At 61.2% G+C, this 15,536-nt stretch carries 10 protein-coding genes and 2 riboswitches; of the genes, 6 read left to right on the forward strand and 4 right to left on the reverse strand.

What is annotated here, in order from left to right; genetic code table 11:
* Window positions 1-98: 98 nt before the first annotated feature.
* Window positions 99-3,965 (reverse strand): cobaltochelatase subunit CobN, encoded by a 3,867-nt coding sequence (gene cobN / locus KGB18_RS10560; protein ID WP_223569853.1) that lies wholly within the window; start codon window positions 3,963-3,965, stop codon window positions 99-101.
* A 3-nt stretch (window positions 3,966-3,968) separates the two neighbouring features.
* Window positions 3,969-5,030, reverse strand: a complete 1,062-nt coding sequence (gene cobW, locus KGB18_RS10565) for a cobalamin biosynthesis protein CobW (RefSeq protein WP_007898232.1) — start codon at window positions 5,028-5,030, stop codon at window positions 3,969-3,971.
* 100 nt (window positions 5,031-5,130) lie between these two features.
* Window positions 5,131-5,345: riboswitch (cobalamin riboswitch) on the reverse strand.
* A gap of 188 nt (window positions 5,346-5,533) precedes the next feature.
* A riboswitch (cobalamin riboswitch) is annotated at window positions 5,534-5,762 on the forward strand.
* Window positions 5,763-5,882: 120 nt separating this feature from the next.
* Between cobW and KGB18_RS10570 the strand changes: the two genes are divergently transcribed.
* The 4 genes from KGB18_RS10570 to cobM all read left to right on the forward strand — a co-directional run bounded on the left by KGB18_RS10570 (window position 5,883) and on the right by cobM (window position 8,047).
* Window positions 5,883-6,089 carry a CbtB domain-containing protein gene (locus KGB18_RS10570; RefSeq protein ID WP_123722376.1) on the forward strand — a complete coding sequence of 69 codons (207 nt, stop codon included), beginning with the start codon at window positions 5,883-5,885 and terminating at the stop codon, window positions 6,087-6,089.
* Between the two features lie 11 nt (window positions 6,090-6,100).
* On the forward strand, window positions 6,101-6,808 hold the full coding sequence (locus KGB18_RS10575) for a CbtA family protein (protein ID WP_223569854.1): 708 nt from the start codon (window positions 6,101-6,103) through the stop codon (window positions 6,806-6,808).
* Window positions 6,805-7,218, forward strand: coding sequence for a cobalamin biosynthesis protein (locus KGB18_RS10580; protein WP_007898224.1), 414 nt, complete (start codon window positions 6,805-6,807; stop codon window positions 7,216-7,218). Before KGB18_RS10575 ends, KGB18_RS10580 begins: the two co-directional genes overlap by 4 nt.
* Window positions 7,219-7,300: 82 nt before the next feature.
* Window positions 7,301-8,047 carry a precorrin-4 C(11)-methyltransferase gene (cobM, locus tag KGB18_RS10585; RefSeq protein WP_123722375.1) on the forward strand — a complete coding sequence of 249 codons (747 nt, stop codon included), beginning with the start codon at window positions 7,301-7,303 and terminating at the stop codon, window positions 8,045-8,047.
* Window positions 8,048-8,212: 165 nt separating this feature from the next.
* Here cobM and nfuA read toward each other — a convergent pair whose 3' ends face one another.
* Both nfuA and KGB18_RS10595 read right to left on the reverse strand, forming a co-directional pair.
* Window positions 8,213-8,797, reverse strand: a complete 585-nt coding sequence (gene nfuA / locus KGB18_RS10590) for a Fe-S biogenesis protein NfuA (RefSeq protein WP_007898222.1) — start codon at window positions 8,795-8,797, stop codon at window positions 8,213-8,215.
* A 260-nt stretch (window positions 8,798-9,057) separates the two neighbouring features.
* Window positions 9,058-11,343, reverse strand: coding sequence for a fatty acid cis/trans isomerase (locus tag KGB18_RS10595; protein WP_123722374.1), 2,286 nt, complete (start codon window positions 11,341-11,343; stop codon window positions 9,058-9,060).
* A 155-nt stretch (window positions 11,344-11,498) separates the two neighbouring features.
* On the opposite strand from KGB18_RS10595, the gene metH reads away from it, so the two are divergent.
* A complete protein-coding gene (gene metH, locus KGB18_RS10600) occupies window positions 11,499-15,209 on the forward strand; it encodes a methionine synthase (RefSeq protein ID WP_223569855.1) in 3,711 nt (1,236 codons plus the stop codon).
* Between the two features lie 99 nt (window positions 15,210-15,308).
* Window positions 15,309-15,530, forward strand: a complete 222-nt coding sequence (locus KGB18_RS10605; RefSeq protein WP_123722372.1) for a DUF2970 domain-containing protein — start codon at window positions 15,309-15,311, stop codon at window positions 15,528-15,530.
* The last annotated feature ends 6 nt before the right edge of the window (window positions 15,531-15,536 follow it).

The raw sequence follows: 15,536 nt of genomic DNA on the forward strand, positions 1-15,536 counted from the left end.
CTTGCCCGCGAAGGCGTCCGTTCAGTCGAAATCAAAGTTGATTGTGAGGGCCTCTTCGCGGGCAAGCCACGCTCCCACAGGTACAAGGTGTCACAGAGTTATCCGTCTTCTTCTATATCCAGCAACAAATTCTCCAGCGCCTCGCGGTACTCGCCCGGCTCTTTCCACATCCCTCGCTGCTGCGCTTCCAGCATGCGCTCGGTCATGTCGCGCAGGGCATGGGGATTGTGTTCGCGGACAAACTCCCGGGTCGCAGGATCGAGCAAATAGGCGTCCGCCAGCAACGCATATTGGTGATCGTCGATCAACTGCGTGGTGGCGTCGAACGCAAACAGGTTATCGACCGTCGCCGCCAGTTCGAACGCGCCTTTATAGCCATGACGCTTGACCCCGTCGATCCATTTCGGATTGGCCGCCCGGGAACGGATCACCCGGTTAAGCTCTTCCTTCAAGGTGCGGATCTTCGGCAAGTCCGGCTGACTGTGGTCGCCGTGATAACTGGCCGCCGCTTCACCGCTGAGGCTTTCGACAGCCGCCAGCATGCCACCCTGGAATTGGTAATAGTCGTTGGAATCGAGCAAGTCGTGTTCGCGGTTGTCCTGGTTTTGCAGCACTGCCTGCACCTGGCTCAGACGCTGGGCGAACTGTTCGCGGGCGGCGGTGCCTTCATCGGAGCCGCCGTAAGCGTAGCCGCCCCAGTTCAGGTAAACCTCGGCCAGGTCTTCGCGGCTTTGCCACAAGCGACCGTCGATGGCGCCCTGCACGCCCGCTCCGTAAGCCCCCGGTTTGGCCCCGAAGATGCGCCAGCCGGCCTGCCGCCGGGCCGCGTCTTCATCCAGACCGGATTCCAGCAGCGCTTGCCGCTCGGCGCGGACCTTGGCCGCCAACGGGTTGAGATCGTCTGGCTCATCCAGCGCGGCGACCGCTTGCACGGCGGCATCGAACAGGCGGATCAGGTTGGCAAAGGCATCGCGGAAAAATCCGGAGACGCGCAAGGTCACATCCACCCGCGGGCGGTCCAGCAGGCTCAACGGCAGAATTTCGAAGTCATCGACGCGCTGGCTGCCGGTCGCCCAGACCGGTCGCACGCCCATCAGCGCCATGGCCTGGGCGATGTCGTCGCCGCCGGTGCGCATGGTTGCGGTGCCCCAGACCGACAGGCCGAGCTGCCGCAGGTGATCGCCGTGGTCCTGTAAGTGCCGCTCAAGAATCAGATTTGCCGACTGAAAACCGATGCGCCACGCGGTGGTGGTCGGCAGGTTGCGCACGTCTACCGAATAGAAATTGCGCCCGGTGGGCAGCACGTCCAGCCGGCCGCGACTCGGCGCACCGCTCGGGCCGGCCGGGACGAATCGGCCGCTGAGAGCGTCGAGCAGACCGCGCATTTCCGCTGGGCCGCAGGCGTCCAGGCGTGGGGCAACCACTTCGCGCAGGCTCTCAAGGATGGCGCTGACGTCAGCCCACGCAAGACCCTGTGGGAGCGGGCTTGCCCGCGATAGCGGTGGGTCAGATAAATCAATGTCGACTGACACGCCGCCTTCGCGGGCAAGCCCGCTCCCACAGGGGGCGCGGTGGGCTTGAGATGGGTTCAGTGTCAGCAAGATCAGTTCAGCGGCAAATAGCTCCAGTCGCTCGCGGGTATCGCCCGCTGTGCGCCATAGCTCATCGCTGACCGACAACAGGGCATCCGGACGCAGCCCGACCCAAGGCTCAGCCAACGCACAATCCAATGGATCAAACCCCAACGCGAACGCCTTGGCCAGCGCCCGCAGCAAGCTCGATTGCGCCCCACGGCCATCGCCGCGAGGAATACGCAGCAAAGCCAGTAAGGTATCGATGCGCAACCGACCGACCGGCGACTCGCCAAACACGTGCAGGCCATCGCGGATCTGCGACTCCTTCAAATCGCACAGGTACGTGTCCAGACGCGGCAACCAGATCGCCGCATCGGCATCGCTGTCGAGCTTTTCGTCGAGCTGCAGTTCGCGGTCAATGTGCGTGTCGCGCACCAGTTGCAGGATGTCGCGCTGCAACTCTCGGGCGCGGCGCGGATCGAGCAATTGCGCTTCGTAATACTCGTCGGCCAACAATTCGAGATTACGCAGCGGACCGTAGGTTTCGGCGCGGGTCAGCGGCGGCATCAGGTGATCGATGATCACCGCCTGCGTACGGCGCTTGGCCTGGGCGCCCTCGCCCGGGTCGTTGACGATAAATGGATAGATGTTCGGCAGCGGTCCGAGCAATGCGTCCGGCCAGCAATTTTCCGACAGCCCGACGCCCTTGCCCGGCAGCCATTCGAGGTTGCCGTGTTTGCCGACGTGAATCACGCCGTGAGCGCCGTAGGTGTTGCGCAACCAGAAGTAGAAAGCGAGATAGCCGTGGGGCGGCACCAGGTCCGGGTCGTGATAGACAGCACTTGGATCGACTTGATAACCCCGGGCCGGTTGAATGCCGACGAAGGTCAGGCCGAAGCGCAGACCGGCAATCATCATTCGTCCGCCACGGAACATTGGATCGTTTTCGGGTGTGCCCCAACGTTCCAGTACGGCTTGGCGATTGGCCTCGGGCAGCGCGTTGAACATCAGGTTGTAGTCGTCCAGCCCGAGGCTTTGATGGCAGGGACGCTGGTCGAGGGTGTCGAGGTCGTTGCTGACGCCGCCGAGCAATTGCTGGATCAGCGCGGTACCGCTGTCCGGCAACTCGGCCGGCAGCGGATAACCTTCTTTATGAAGCGCACGCAGAATATTCAGCGCCGCGGCGGGAGTGTCGAGGCCGACACCATTGCCGATGCGCCCATCGCGAGTCGGGTAGTTGGCGAGGATCAGGGCGATGCGTTTTTCGCCGTTGGGCACTCGCGCCAGATCGATCCAGCGCCGAGCCAGTTCAGCGACAAAATCCATGCGCTCAGGTGCAGGCCGGTAGCAGACCACGTCGGATTGACTGCGCTCACTGCGCCAGGCCAGATCCTTGAAACTGATCGGCCGGCTGATGATCCGGCCGTCCAGTTCCGGCAGCGCGATGTGCATCGCCAGATCGCGAGGACCAAGGCCCTGCTCGCTGGCGCGCCAACCGGGTTCATTGTCCTGGGCGCAGATCGCCTGGATAACCGGGATATTGCGGCGAAACGGTCGCAAGTGCGGCGCTTCGGGACTGGACTGGGCGAAACCGGTGGTGTTGAGAATCACCCCCGCCTCGACTTCATCCAGCAAGTCCTCAACCACCGTCAGGCAGCCGGGCTCTTTCAGACTGGCCAGCGCAATCGGCAACGGATTCAACCCCGCCGCTTGCAAACGCTGGCAGAAAATATCGATGAAACCGGTGTTCGCCGCCTGCAAATGCGAGCGGTAAAACAGCACCGCCGCCACCGGCTGATCAGCTTGCCAGTCGGCTTGCCAATCCTTCAGTTCTGCGGGGCTTTTTTGCGGGTGGTAAATCGCGGTGCGTGGCAGGGTTTGCGGCTCGGACCATGGGTAGTCACGGCCCAGCCAGCGACTGGCGAGGCAGCGAAACAGGTCGAGCGCATTGGCCATGCCGCCCTGACGCAGGAAGTGCCAGAGCCGGTCGCGGTCTTGCGCGGTGACGGTGCTCAGGTCACTGAGTTCCGGGTCCGGGCGATCATCCCCCGGCACCAGAATCAGCTGCACGCCGCGCTCGGACAATTCCACCAGACGCTCGATGCCATAACGCCAATAGGCGATGCCGCCGTGCAGCGAGATCAGAATCACCTTGGCGTGGCGCAGCACTTCGTCGACGTAGAGATCGACCGAGGCGTGATTCTGCACCTGCATCGGGTTGGCCAGGCGCACGCTCGGGTAATCGTCGGGCAACTGTTGCGCCGCTTCGGCGAGCAACGCCAGGCTGGAATCGCCGCTGCACAGGATCACCAGCTCGGCGGGGGTTTGTCCGAGGTCGGCAATGTTGTCATCCGACACGAAACCGCCGGGCTGGGTCCTGAGCAGGTGCATGGTTTAAACGCTGAGCGCTGCGCGCAATTGCGCTTCGAGCGCAGCGGCGTCCAGGTCCTGACCGATTAACACCAGACGGGTGGTGCGCGCTTCTTCAGCGCCCCACTGACGGTCGAAGTGCTTGTCGAAGCGCGTGCCCACGCCCTGGATCAGCAGACGCATCGGCTTGTTCGGCACTGCTGCAAAACCTTTGACCCGAAGGATGCCGTGCTGGACCACCAATTGAGTCAGCGCATCCATCAGCAGGCTTTCGTCGGCTTGTGGCAGCTCGATCGAGATGGAATCAAACGCGTCATGGTCGTGGTCGTCTTCACCTTCATGGTGATGATCGTGATGGCTGTGACGGCTGTCGATGTGTTCTTCGGAACCGGCGCCCAGGCCGATCAGCACGTCCAATGGCAGACGACCGCTGCTGGCTTCGATGACTTTCACCGCTGGCGGCAGTTCTTCGGCGACTTCCAGGCGCACGCGGGCCAGGTCTTCAGCGCTGATCAGGTCGGCCTTGTTGAGGATCACCAGGTCGGCGCTGGCCAGTTGGTCGGCGAACAGCTCATGCAGCGGCGATTCGTGGTCCAGGTTCGGGTCGAGTTTGCGCTGGGCATCGACCTGATCCGGGAAGGCAGCGAAGGTGCCAGCAGCCACGGCCGGGCTGTCGACCACGGTGATCACCGCGTCAACCGTACAGGCGCTGCGGATTTCTGGCCACTGGAAGGCTTGAACCAAAGGTTTTGGCAGGGCCAGGCCCGAAGTTTCGATGAGGATGTGGTCGAGGTCGCCGCGACGAGCGACCAGTTCGCGCATCACCGGGAAGAATTCTTCCTGAACCGTGCAGCACAGGCAGCCGTTGGCCAGTTCGTAGACGCGACCGTTGGCTTCCTCTTCGGTGCAACCGATCGAGCACTGCTTGAGGATTTCGCCGTCGATGCCCAGCTCGCCAAACTCGTTGACGATCACCGCGATACGGCGGCCCTGGGCGTTGTCGAGCATGTGGCGCAGCAAGGTGGTTTTGCCCGAGCCGAGGAAACCGGTAACGATGGTGACGGGGAGTTTGGCCAGTGTTTTCATCGGATGCCCTTTGGCAAGGTGGCGGGCATACGGGACGACAATCGCAGCGGCAGGTGCACGCGCGCAAGAGTTCCGCCACCGGATCACCCCGCCCGGTTGTAGTGAGAATCTGTGTCGAGGCAGGTCTCCTGGCTGACGGTGTGCCAATCGTTCGACTGGCGCTTGCTGCGCCTTCCCGCGAACCTGATGGATCAGGGCTTGCAGTGGCGTGGCAGCGAACATCACCGTTCACAGTTGCGGGGGCAGCCGCGGCATCGACCGCGTTCCCTTCTTAGCTTCGGCAGACGCCGAAGAACCTCGAAAGCGCAAGGCTACGCATCGTGTGGGGGCGGGTCAATGTTCATGCCGCGTTCTGTGGAGGCTGGGATGACGCCATCGCGGGCAAGCCCGCTCCCACAGTTGATCGCATTCCCTTGTGGGAGCGTGGCTTGCCCGCGATGCAGGCGACTGGGTTCCGAGTTGAGAACCCATGCCAATTGACGCCCAACCCCCGCCCATGCTCTCCTACACGCCTTGTTACGGGTGCCCTTCACAGGGTGAAACGGGAAACCGGTGAATCATGTGCTTTACTCTAAAGCCATGTCAGTCCGGTGCTGCCCCCGCAACGGTAAGCGAGTGAAGCGTCAGATCCACTGTGCCCGTCATACGGCATGGGAAGGTGATGCTTGCAGGTTTCGGCGCAAGCCCTGCCCCTCGCGAGCCCGGAGACCGGCCCGCAACACAAAGTGACTTTTACGTTCACTGAATAACAAACCCGCGGTGGGCGGGCGCTGTTCGAAATCTCTGCGTGCCCCGGCGTGCGGAGGTTTTCATGCGCTCTATTCACCCGCTGACAGACCAGAGGGAAGCGCCATGTCGATCATCAGCAGCACCGGCAGCAACACCGATAAAAAGATCACGATCAGCACCACCACTACCCTGAGCCAACGCCTGACCGCCGCTTTTTGTGCGTCGATCCTTGGCGCGTGCCTTGTGTATTTCGCCGGTTTCTCGCACATCGAAGCGGTGCATAACGCCGCGCACGATACCCGTCACAGTTCTGCCTTTCCGTGCCATTGAGACCTGCTGACATGATCAAGCGTATTGCGCAAACCGCAGGCTTCACAGGGCTGCTGGCCGCCCTGCTGTTGACCCTGCTGCAAAGTTTCTGGGTGGCCCCGCTGATTTTGCAGGCCGAGACCTACGAAAAATCCGAGCCAGCCGCTGTTGAAATTCACGAGCACGCCGCGGGTGCTGTCACCGCTCACACTCACGATGCCGAAGCCTGGGAGCCGGAAGACGGCTGGCAGCGCGTGCTGTCGACCACCGGCGGCAATCTGGTGGTAGCGGTCGGTTTCGCTTTGATGCTCGCGGGCCTCTACACCTTGCGCGCCCCACGCCGTACCTCTCAGGGCCTGCTCTGGGGTCTGGCCGGTTATGCGACATTCGTGCTGGCGCCCACCCTCGGCCTGCCACCTGAGCTGCCGGGCACCGCTGCTGCGGAGCTGGCGCAACGGCAGATCTGGTGGATTGGCACTGCCGCATCCACTGCTGTAGGCATCGCGCTGATCGTGTTCAGCCGCCACTGGCTGATGAAGATCCTCGGCGTAGCGATTCTCGCCGTTCCGCACGTCATTGGCGCGCCACAACCGGAAGTGCATTCCATGCTGGCTCCGGAAGCCCTGGAAGCGCAGTTCAAAATCGCTTCGCAGCTGACCAACATGGCGTTCTGGCTGGCCCTGGGCCTGATCAGCGCCTGGTTGTTCCGCCGCAAAAGCGATGGCCAATACTCCGCATGACTGACGTCAGCGCAGCGCCGACCCTGGTGGTCGGCCTGGGCTGCCAGCGCGGCTGCCCCGTCAGCACGCTGCGGGCGCTGCTTGATCAGGCGTTACAGGCCCATCAAATCGAGCTTCGTGAGATCAAGGCCTTGGCCAGTATCGATCTCAAGCGCGAAGAGCCCGCCCTGATCGAACTGGCCGAACAACTGGCATTGCCGTTGATGTATTTCAGCAGCGAACAATTGGCCGGTTATGAACCGCAACTCAGCCACCACTCAGACATCGCGTTCGAACGCACCGGCTGTTACGGCGTAGCGGAAAGTGCCGCACTGGCATTGGCCGAACAGTTGGCTCAGGCACCGGCAAAGTTGCTGATTCCACGACAAAAATACGCCCAGGCCACCCTTGCATTGGCCAGCGCCGCGTAAAATCCCCGATAATCCCCGCCTTCGATCATGAGCAATCTTCATCTGAAGCGTGCCCATACCCTTTTTCTGACAGGAAACGACGATGACCGTCTACTTCATTGGCGCAGGCCCCGGCGACCCGGAACTGATCACCGTCAAAGGCCAGCGGCTAATTCGTAGCTGCCCGGTCATCATCTATGCAGGCTCCCTGGTGCCCGCCGCCGTGCTGGAAGGCCATCGGGCCGAACAGGTGGTCAACAGCGCCGAATTGCACCTGGAACAGATCATCGAGCTGATCAAGACCGCCCATGCCAACGGCCAGGACGTGGCCCGGGTGCATTCCGGCGATCCGAGCCTGTACGGCGCGATTGGCGAGCAGATTCGCTACTTGCGTGAACTCGAGATCCCTTTCGAAATCATTCCCGGCGTCACCGCCACCGCAGCCTGCGCAGCGCTTTTAGGTGCTGAACTGACCTTGCCGGACGTGTCACAAAGCGTGATTCTGACCCGCTACGCCGACAAGACCGCGATGCCGGCCGGTGAAGAGCTGGGCAGTCTGGCGCAGCATGGGGCGACCATGGCGATCCACTTGGGGGTCAATCATCTGGAGAAGATCCTCGTCGAATTACTGCCGCACTATGGCGCCGATTGCCCGATCGCGGTGATTCATCGGGCAACCTGGCCGGATCAGGATTGGGTGGTGGGGACGCTGGCGGACATTGCCGGGAAGGTTGAAGCCAAGGGATTTCGCCGCACGGCGCTGATTCTGGTGGGCCGGGTGTTGGGCAGCGATCATTTCAGTGAATCGTCGTTGTATCGCGCGGGGCATGCGCATTTGTATCGCCCATAGGACGCCATCGCGGGCAAGCCCGCTCCCACAGGTTTTGAGTCGATCACAGTATTGCGGCCAACACAAAATCTTGTGGGAGCGGGCTTGCCCACGAAGGGGCCATTGAATTCGACCCACAAAAAACGGCGCTCACGGGGCGCCGTTTTTCATTTTGCAGCGAACACCTTAGTAGTAGGCGTTTTCTTTCTGCGTGTGGTCGGTCACGTCACGAACGCCCTTGAGCTCAGGAATACGCTCGAGCAAGGTGCGCTCGATGCCTTCACGCAGGGTAACGTCTGCCTGGCCGCAGCCCTGGCAACCGCCGCCGAATTTCAACACGGCGATGCCGTCTTCGACCACATCGATCAGGCTGACCTGACCGCCGTGGCTGGCCAGCCCCGGGTTGATTTCGGTTTGCAGGTAGTAGTTGATGCGCTCGTTGACCGGGCTGTCGGCGTTGACCATCGGTACTTTGGCGTTTGGCGCCTTGATGGTCAGTTGGCCGCCCATACGGTCGGTGGCGTAGTCGACTACCGCATCGTCCAGGAATGCTTCGCTGAACGAGTCGATGTAAGCGGTGAAGCTTTTGAGCCCCAGCGCCGTGTCTTCAGGTTTTTCTTCCCCCGGCTTGCAGTAGGCAATGCAGGTTTCGGCGTACTGGGTGCCAGGCTGGGTGATAAAGACGCGGATGCCGATACCCGGGGTGTTCTGCTTGGAGAGCAGATCAGCCAGGTAATCGTGGGCGGCGTCGGTAATGGTAATAGCGGTCATGGAAACTCCTCGCAGGCTTGGACGCAGTTTACGCCAATCATCGCGCCGGACAAAGTCCTAGTATTTTTGTCGGGAAAGATGCACTGATCACTGTGGGAGCGACCTGTGGCGAGGGGGCTTGCCCCCGTTGGGTTGCGAAGCAGCCCCAAAATTTCTGACATACCGAAGATCTTGTGAGTGCTGCGCACTCAAACGGGGGCAAGCCCCCTCGCCACAGGTCGCTCCCACACTGGGTCGCAGGCACTTCTAAACTCCGTGCATCAAAGATTCTCGTAGCGGTTCATGTCCAGCACGCCCTCTTCCACCGGGTCGGTGTCGTGGATGTAGCGGCTCAGATCATGGAAATACTGCCAAAACTGCGGATGGCTGCGGCGAATGCCCCAGCGTTCGACGATTTTCTCGAAACTGGCAGCGTCCTTGGCATTTTCCATCGCATCGACGAACGCGGGCACTTGGCCGGCCGGGATGTTGAACATGAAGTTCGGGTAGCTGCTGAGCACACCCGGATAAATCGTCAACGTATCGAGCCCCGGCTGATAGCGCAGCGACTCACCGAGCAGGAACGCCACGTTGCTGTGGGCGCGGTTGCGCAGCAGGCTATAAACCTCGCGCTTGCCGCTTTGGGTCTCGATGCGCAACATCGTGGCTTCCGGCAACTGATCGATGACCTTCAGCCCCGCAGCCGGACGTGAAGTCAGGCGGCTCAAGGCCTGCTCGGCGTTCTGCAACGCCAGGTCGATGTTCGGCCGCGAGCAATAAGCGCCGTCGCAGCGGTTGATCGGGTCGGGCTTGGCATTGAGGTCGCCGTACCGGGCCAGCAATTGCAGGGCGAAATCGCGTTTCGGGTCCTTTTCGTCCAGCGTCAACGCCGTTGGTTTGTCATTATCGATGTACTCATAATCCAGCCACATCTTGAACTTGCCGCCGTTCTGGTACCAATCGTCGAGGTAGCCGTCCCGTGAGTCGGCCGGCATCAGACGCAGGAAATTCTGCTCGGCACCGTTGCGAATCAGGTCGAAGTACAACCGGGTCTGGGCTTGATGGGAAACGTTGCCGAACACATCGAAGTTGACCGCCAACTGGTAATACGTGCGCTCCAGCAACGGGTAATCGAACAGCCAAATGGTTTGCGGGACGTCACCGATCAGGCCTTTGTTCACCGAGGCGCTGTCGAAATGCCGGAAAATACTCAGCAAAGCGTTGTCATTGCCGGCCCACAGGGTCGACCAACTCGGTGCCGGCAGGTCGGCGTAGCTGTCGCGGCGCAAGGCTTCGTACTCGTTGCGTTTGTCGCGGTAGTCATGCCACAGGCTCAGGACACTGCCGACGTCATCGTTCTGCCCCGGCATCGCCAGCAACGGCGTGGCCTGGCCGCGATAATTCGGGTCGGTGATGTAAAGGTCATGCTCCGGGGCCTGGAACAGCGCCCAGAAGTTGTCGCGAATCACGTCGGTGGCGATCTGGCCGCGGCAGACAGGGCCACGAATAAAGGTGCGCACGAAGTATTCGGCGTTATCGAGCATGAACTGGTAACGCGCCTGAGCCGGGATGCCCTCAAAGGTCGTGAACGGATTGGCCCGTCGCTCCGGCCCATAACCCGGCAGTGCGTTGACCTGCCAATTGCCGCTGTAAAACAGGCTTTTGATCCGCGCCATCTTCGCCGCGCTCAGCGGATAGGTGATGTGGGTCTTGTGCACGATCACGCCTTGCACCGGCCACAAACGGTAGTAGACCTGAGTGCCCGGATCGTCATTCGGGCGGCGAGTGTTAATTAGATCGATCGGCTGCCCCGTCGGCGTGCGCGAACGTACCCACTGAAAGAAATGCCCCGGCTCGCCGTCCTTGAAATAGATGTGTGCCAGGAACCAGTGCTCGAACAACCAGCGCCCGACCAGGCTCTCCCGGGCGCCCGGCGCGTTGAGCAGGTTTTCCCATTGCACCACCTGCAAGGCTTCCTTGGCGCTGGGCACCAGGCCCTGCTCATCAATTGGCGCGCCGGAGGCTAGCCAGCGTTGCAACGTCTGGTATTGCTGATCGGTCAGGCCGGTGACCGCCAACGGCATGCCTTCTTTAGGGTGGACGCTGGCGTAGCCGTCGAACTCCGCCGGCATGGCGCACATGTTTTCCCGGTTCAGGCCCAGGACGATGTCTTCCGGCAATTTGGCGTTAGGTTGCAACGGGGTTTTGTGGCCCAGTTCGAGCATCCGCGCCATCAGCGCCGCTTGGCTGCCTTGGGCGTCGAGCACCGAATAAAAGCCTTTTTGCTGCCAGGCACGTTTGCCAAAGGCGTCATAAAACAGCCGGGTCGGCGCTGCGGCCTGGCGGCGCTCACCGTCATAGACCGGCGCCTTCGTCGCGCCTCGGGCCACCCCTTCGCCACTGCCCAGATTGAGCTGACAGGCGGAATCGTAGCAGGCATGGCAGGCGACGCACTTTTCGGTGAAGATCGGTTGAATGTCGCGAACGTAGGAAATATCCGGACCTTGTGCAGCGGCGCCCCCGCTTAAAAACAGCATCAATAGGCTGGTGACGACGCGATACGACATATCCCTGGTCCTGATCATGAGAAAACGCCGCGATTCTACCGGTGTGGCCCGCGCACCAACATGAACGATATTCATGCAAAACCCGCACATGCTCCAAAAGCGCACAGGTTTGTTATTATCCCGCCCCTTCGTCATGGCCTTACCGAGTAGTCCAAATGTCCGATCGCAGCGTTCGCCTTCAAGCTCTCAAGCACGCCCTCAAAGAGCGCATCCTGATTCTCGATGGCGGCATGGGTACGATGATCCAGAGCTACAAGCTCGAGGAGCAGGATTACCGTGGCAAACGCTTCGCCGACTGGCCGAGCGATGTAAAAGGCAACAACGACCTGTTGGTGCTGACGCGCCCGGACGTGATTGGCGCTATTGAAAAAGCCTACCTGGATGCCGGCGCCGACATTCTGGAAACCAACACCTTCAACGCCACCCAAGTGTCCCAGGCCGACTACGGCATGCAGGGCCTGGCGTACGAACTCAACGTAGAAGGCGCACGCCTGGCGCGCAAGGTGGCGGACGCCAAGACCCTGGAAACCCCGGACAAGCCGCGTTTCGTCGCCGGCGTACTTGGCCCTACCAGCCGCACCTGCTCGCTGTCGCCTGACGTGAACAACCCCGGCTACCGCAACGTGACCTTCGATGAACTGGTGGAAAACTACACCGAGGCCACCAAAGGCCTGATCGAAGGCGGCGCCGACCTGATCCTGATCGAAACCATCTTCGACACCCTCAACGCCAAGGCTGCGATCTTCGCTGTGCAGGGTGTTTACGAAGAGTTGGGCGTCGAGTTGCCGATCATGATTTCCGGCACCATCACCGACGCCTCTGGCCGCACCCTCTCCGGCCAGACCACCGAAGCGTTCTGGAACTCCGTGGCCCACGCCAAGCCGATCTCCGTCGGCCTGAACTGCGCCCTGGGCGCCAGTGAACTGCGCCCGTACCTGGAAGAACTGTCGAACAAGGCCAGCACCTACGTGTCGGCGCACCCGAACGCCGGCCTGCCGAACGAATTCGGCGAGTACGACGAACTGCCATCGGAAACCGCCAAGGTCATCGAAGAATTCGCCCAAAGCGGCTTCCTGAACATCGTCGGCGGCTGCTGCGGCACCACACCGGGCCACATCGAAGCCATCGCCAAAGCAGTGGCCGGTTATGCGCCGCGCGAGATTCCGGACATTCCCAAGGCTTGCCGCCTTTCGGGCCTGGAGCCGTTCACCATCGATCGCAGCTCGTTGTTCGTCAACGTCGGCGAACGGACCAATATCACCGGCTCTGCCAAGTTCGCCCGTCTGATCCGTGAAGACAACTACACCGAAGCCCTGGAAGTCGCCCTGCAGCAGGTCGAAGCCGGCGCCCAGGTGATCGACATCAACATGGACGAAGGGATGCTCGATTCGAAGAAGGCCATGGTGACCTTCCTCAATCTGATTGCCGGTGAACCGGACATCTCCCGCGTCCCGATCATGATCGACTCCTCCAAGTGGGAAGTGATCGAAGCCGGCCTCAAATGCATCCAGGGCAAGGGCATCGTCAACTCGATCAGCATGAAAGAAGGCGTCGAGCAGTTCATTCATCACGCCAAACTGTGCAAACGCTACGGCGCCGCCGTGGTGGTGATGGCCTTCGACGAAGCCGGTCAGGCCGACACCGAAGCACGCAAGAAAGAAATCTGCAAACGCTCCTACGACATTCTGGTCAACGACGTCGGCTTCCCGCCGGAAGACATCATCTTCGACCCGAACATCTTCGCCGTGGCCACCGGTATCGAAGAACACAACAACTACGCTGTGGACTTCATCAACGCCTGTGCCTACATCCGCGATGAACTGCCGTACGCCCTGACCTCTGGCGGCGTATCGAACGTGTCGTTCTCGTTCCGTGGCAACAACCCGGTGCGCGAGGCGATTCACTCGGTGTTCCTGCTGTATGCGATCCGTAATGGCCTGACCATGGGTATCGTCAACGCCGGCCAACTGGAGATCTACGACCAGATTCCGGCCGAGCTGCGCGACGCCGTCGAAGACGTGATCCTCAACCGCACCCCGGAAGGCACCGACGCCCTCCTCGCCATCGCCGACAAGTACAAGGGCGACGGCAGCGTCAAGGAAGCCGAGACCGAAGAGTGGCGCAACTGGGACGTTAACAAGCGTCTGGAACATGCGCTGGTCAAGGGCATCACCACCCACATCGTCGAAGACACCGAAGAGTCGCGTCAGTCCTTCGCCCGCCCGATCGAAGTGATCGAAGGCCCGCTGATGTCCGGCATGAACATCGTCGGCGACCTGTTCGGCGCCGGTAAAATGTTCCTGCCGCAAGTGGTGAAATCCGCCCGCGTGATGAAGCAGGCCGTGGCCCACTTGATCCCGTTCATCGAACTGGAAAAAGGCGACAAGCCGGAAGCCAAGGGCAAGATCCTCATGGCAACGGTCAAGGGTGACGTCCACGACATCGGCAAGAACATCGTCGGCGTGGTGCTGGGGTGCAACGGCTATGACATCGTCGACCTCGGCGTGATGGTGCCGGCGGAGAAGATCCTGCAAGTCGCCAAAGAGCAGAAGTGCGACATCATCGGCCTGTCCGGTTTGATCACGCCTTCGCTGGACGAAATGGTTCACGTGGCTCGCGAGATGCAGCGTCAGGACTTCCATCTGCCGTTGATGATCGGTGGCGCGACCACCTCCAAGGCGCACACGGCGGTGAAGATCGAGCCCAAGTACAGCAACGACGCGGTGATCTACGTGACCGACGCCTCCCGCGCCGTGGGCGTGGCGACGCAGTTGCTGTCCAAGGAATTGAAACCGGCTTTCGTCGAGAAGACTCGCCTGGAATACATCGACGTTCGAGAGCGCACCGCCAACCGCAGCGCCCGCACCGAACGCCTGAGCTACCCGGTGGCCATCGCCAAGAAGCCGCAGTTCGACTGGGGCAGCTACGAACCAGTCAAGCCGACGTTCACCGGCGCCAAGGTGCTGGATAATATCGACCTGAAGGTGCTGGCCGAATACATCGACTGGACACCGTTCTTCATCTCTTGGGACCTGGCCGGCAAGTTTCCGCGCATCCTCAAGGACGAAGTGGTCGGTGAAGCCGCCACCGCGCTGTACGCCGATGCCCAGGAAATGCTCGCCAAGCTGATCGACGAAAAACTCATCAGCGCCCGTGCGGTGTTCGGTTTCTGGCCGGCCAATCAGGTGCGCGACGATGACATCGAAGTCTACGGCGATGACGGCAAGCCGTTGGCCAAGCTGCATCACTTGCGTCAGCAGATCATCAAGACCGACGGCAAACCGAACTTCTCCCTGGCCGACTTCGTTGCGCCCAAGGACAGCGGCGTGACCGACTACGTGGGTGGTTTCATTACCACCGCCGGGATCGGTGCCGAAGAAGTGGCCAAGGCCTATCAGGATGCGGGCGACGACTACAACTCGATCATGGTCAAGGCCCTGGCCGACCGCCTGGCCGAGGCCTGTGCCGAGTGGCTGCACCAACAGGTGCGTAAAGACTACTGGGGCTATGCCAAGGACGAGACGCTGGACAACGAGGCGCTGATCAAAGAGCAATACACCGGCATCCGCCCTGCTCCGGGCTACCCGGCGTGCCCGGATCACACCGAGAAAGCCACGCTGTTCAAGCTGCTTGACCCGGAAGCGGAAGAACTAAAGGCCGGCCGCAGCGGCGTATTCCTCACCGAGCACTACGCCATGTTCCCGGCGGCAGCAGTCAGCGGCTGGTACTTCGCTCACCCGCAGGCGCAGTATTTCGCCGTGGGCAAGATCGACAAGGATCAGGTGCAGAGCTACACCTCGCGCAAAGGTCAGGAGTTGAGCGTGACCGAGCGCTGGCTGGCGCCTAACCTGGGTTACGACAACTAATCCCCATCCCCTGTGGGAGCGACCTGTGGCGAGGGGGCTCCCACAGGTTTCGGGTGTATTGTCTATGCTTACCTCTCATACATTGATGACGGGGGATTTATGGACGATCCAGTCGACAACAACAAACCGCCGACCTTCTGGCAGATGCTGCACAGCGTCATGGCGGCGGCTTTCGGGGTGCAAAGCGGGAAGAATCGGGCTCGGGATTTCAGCCACGGCAAGCCGAGTCATTTCGTGATGTTGGGGATTCTGTTCACGGCAGTGTTCGCGTTGACGCTGTTTGGCATCGTCAAACTGGTGGTGTACCTGGCGGGTATCTGAACCGGC

This window comes from Pseudomonas sp. BF-R-26 (genome assembly GCF_019947395.1).
GTDB lineage: Bacteria > Pseudomonadota > Gammaproteobacteria > Pseudomonadales > Pseudomonadaceae > Aquipseudomonas > Aquipseudomonas farris.

Bases quoted from the DNA above. Each gene is read 5' to 3' on its own strand.
- cobN (WP_223569853.1), bottom strand. From the start codon at position 3,965: ATGCACCTGCTCAGGACCCAGCCCGGCGGTTTCGTGTCGGATGACAAC.
- cobW (WP_007898232.1), bottom strand. From the start codon at position 5,030: ATGAAAACACTGGCCAAACTCCCCGTCACCATCGTTACCGGTTTCCTC.
- nfuA (WP_007898222.1), bottom strand. From the start codon at position 8,797: ATGACCGCTATTACCATTACCGACGCCGCCCACGATTACCTGGCTGAT.
- KGB18_RS10605 (WP_123722372.1), top strand. From the start codon at position 15,309: ATGGACGATCCAGTCGACAACAACAAACCGCCGACCTTCTGGCAGATG.
- KGB18_RS10580 (WP_007898224.1), top strand. From the start codon at position 6,805: ATGACTGACGTCAGCGCAGCGCCGACCCTGGTGGTCGGCCTGGGCTGC.
- KGB18_RS10595 (WP_123722374.1), bottom strand. From the start codon at position 11,343: ATGTCGTATCGCGTCGTCACCAGCCTATTGATGCTGTTTTTAAGCGGG.
- cobM (WP_123722375.1), top strand. From the start codon at position 7,301: ATGACCGTCTACTTCATTGGCGCAGGCCCCGGCGACCCGGAACTGATC.
- KGB18_RS10575 (WP_223569854.1), top strand. From the start codon at position 6,101: ATGATCAAGCGTATTGCGCAAACCGCAGGCTTCACAGGGCTGCTGGCC.
- metH (WP_223569855.1), top strand. From the start codon at position 11,499: ATGTCCGATCGCAGCGTTCGCCTTCAAGCTCTCAAGCACGCCCTCAAA.
- KGB18_RS10570 (WP_123722376.1), top strand. From the start codon at position 5,883: ATGTCGATCATCAGCAGCACCGGCAGCAACACCGATAAAAAGATCACG.